The organism is Luminiphilus syltensis NOR5-1B (genome assembly GCF_000158175.1).
Lineage (GTDB): Bacteria > Pseudomonadota > Gammaproteobacteria > Pseudomonadales > Halieaceae > Luminiphilus > Luminiphilus syltensis.
Map to the genome: position 1 here is coordinate 3,250,247 of NZ_DS999411.1, position 2,180 is coordinate 3,252,426.

The window sequence follows — 2,180 nt, forward strand, 5'->3', positions numbered from 1 at the left end:
GACCACCGCACTTAAGCCAACTCGATACTAGTGAGCCAACGGACTGGGGCGCAGCTGAATATGGCCGACATAGCTTCTCGGCACTTCCGAATGCATAATGGGATCCAGCCCGTTGGTAAACCACAGGCCGCGGCCCTTCCAGCCTTCACTCGGGTCATCGATGCGACCATCGACTCCGCGGGTAAAACTTACCATGGGGTACGGTATTCGTATAACCGTGAATTCTTCGGTATCCGGTTGAAACACAATCAAAGAATCAGAGTTAGTTCCGTTCAGAACCACCGTATCGCTACCCAGCCCCAACGTATCGAACTGATCTACCCAGATAAAGTAATGGAAATCCGCAGAGCCAGAGGACTCGATACCCTGGAAATTAGGTCCGGGGGTCTCCCATAACTTCCAGCCCTCAGGACATTGATCGCCGTCGCCCCATGTTTTCGCGCAGGCCTCCCGATCAAAGCGTCCGAGATGGCCACTACCCGCCATCGCCGCCCAAATATTACCCTCGCTATCGACGTCGATACCGCGTGCTCCCGCCGCAGGAAACGGTGGACTATAAACCTCATGGGTGTCACCGGCAGGATCGTAGCGCATGATGTAACCAGGCTTCCCGTAGGTAGGGAACTTCCCATAAGAGCCAGGCGGAATGGCAAACCAAACATCATTGCCCACAGGATTCGGGATTACACTGTACCGAAACCCAACAATCGGTAGATCGGCCTTTCCATCGCCATCACTATCGACAACCGCTTCGGACCAACCCATTGCCTGCTCAAGCGTATCGGGCCGGGAAGGATCGAAAACGTTAGTATCCAACCAACCAACTGCCCGGTCGTCACCATTGACCCAAAGTACTCCTTTATCATCAAACTGCAGATGATGAGTACCAAAACAGGTGTCAACTGGAACCACTTCGCCGCTCTTCGTATCGTAGTAACCTAGCTGGCGGTGGTGGTAATAGCTGGAAATAAATGGGTCTTTTTTGCAAAAATCTGGCAGATCCTCACCCCACTCCCTACGAATTTGCATAGTCATCCAGATGCGACCTTGTTCATCGAGCATCGGGTTGTGCGCGTTAACCGGATTGTTATACGCCCCTTTATGCATTGAAGTAGCACCTTCAACCGGACAGCCCAAGAGCATGGCGCCGACATGAACTTCCTCATCGGAATCTAATGCTTTGTAGGTTTGCTCGCACCATGGTACGGCACCTTCCCAAGGTTCTAACTTCACTTGCTCGACGCTGCTTTTCTCGGGATCAAGTATCAGAAGGTGATCGTTGCCAATATCCAAACCATAAATCAACTCCTCAGCATATAAAGAAGGATCTCGCTTATCCGTGGAAATAACATCGTGAGCGTAGGTATATTTTCCACCGTATTCCCACTGCGTAATAACGAAATTGCGCTCAATGCCTGTTGGCCTCGGCGGCGTTGAATCGGGAGTTTCACCTGCAGCTAACCGCTGTCCCCACTCATCGAGCACATCGAGCGTCATATCTCGATTAAGCTGCTGCGCGAGCATATCCATCAGCGCAACCTTTTTCAGTCCATGATCAAAAACCGCCTTGGCAGGAAGTCGTGTGACAGGACTACCCGGCTGATGGCAGATTATGCAATTCAGCTTAAACTGATCTGTCCATGCTTTTGGAGAATCGTAAGCGAGCTCAGCGCTTTCGATCATCTCGGATGTCGGTGCCTGAATCATCGCCATCCAGTAATTCGCAGGGTAGATACGCGCAGCCTCTTTCGCTGTTTTGGCTGATTCGACCCTGAGCATCAGGTTATCGCCTTCTGAAGCGGCCACTTTAGCGCTATCGAGCAAACCATAGCCACGTACCCAAACCAGATAATCTGCCTCGGGCATTTCAGGCAGAACGAACCGACCCTCTGCATCCGTGGCGACGATCTTTCGGAAATTCGTTGGTAAATCTTCGGTTTGGGCAATCACCCAAACTCCGGCCTCTGGCCGCTGATTGACATTAACCACTTTCCCGCTGATAAAGCCGTTCGCTGCATGAACTTCAGCCGACAGCGCTACTAAAACCTGTGTTAAAAGAACAACTATCCAATACATTTCGCCCCCCCACTTTATCCGACCGTACGCAATGCCAAGCGATCGTTTAGATTGGAATGATAATCTCCCGACATGTCATTTTTGTCAACAATGTAGTTGATATT

The 2,180-nt window shown here is 51.1% G+C and carries 1 protein-coding gene; it reads right to left on the reverse strand.

Annotated features, from left to right (window positions below; all coding sequences use genetic code 11):
* Positions 1 to 27: 27 nt before the first annotated feature.
* A complete protein-coding gene (locus NOR51B_RS14670) occupies positions 28 to 2,076 on the reverse strand; it encodes a hypothetical protein (RefSeq protein WP_009020548.1) in 2,049 nt (682 codons plus the stop codon).
* Positions 2,077 to 2,180: the final 104 nt, after the last annotated feature.

Excerpts from the sequence above, each read along its gene's own strand:
- NOR51B_RS14670 (WP_009020548.1), bottom strand. The coding sequence starts at position 2,076 with ATGTATTGGATAGTTGTTCTTTTAACACAGGTTTTAGTAGCGCTGTCG.